Genomic DNA, 283 nt, shown 5'->3' on the forward strand with positions numbered 1-283 from the left:
CGAGCAGCTTGCGCGGGCGCAGCCTGGCAAGGCTTGCGACAAAACGGTCGGGGATGGTCTGGAGGCGGGTATTGTAGAACGTGGCGAAGTTGTTGAAGTAGTCCCGCGCCAGCGCGATGCGTTCCTCGCTGTCGGAGAGGTTTTTCTGCAAGCTCAGGAACAGCTCGCTCGCTTTCAGCCCGGGGTAGTTTTCGACCAGTATGTTGAGCCGGGCAGACAGGGCACTGAAGTCAGCCCCCGCTGTGCCGGGCGGTGTGGCGCAAAGCTGGCTACGCATTTCCGC

1 protein-coding gene is annotated in these 283 nt (G+C 62.2%); it reads right to left on the reverse strand.

Going from position 1 to position 283, the window contains the following annotated elements:
- Positions 1–283: LemA family protein (locus tag MD536_RS21570; protein WP_239603847.1), on the reverse strand; the 283-nt coding region annotated here is incomplete at both ends.

It is taken from the genome of Flavihumibacter cheonanensis (genome assembly GCF_022352215.1).
In the GTDB taxonomy this organism is placed as follows: Bacteria; Bacteroidota; Bacteroidia; order Chitinophagales; family Chitinophagaceae; genus Flavihumibacter; species Flavihumibacter cheonanensis.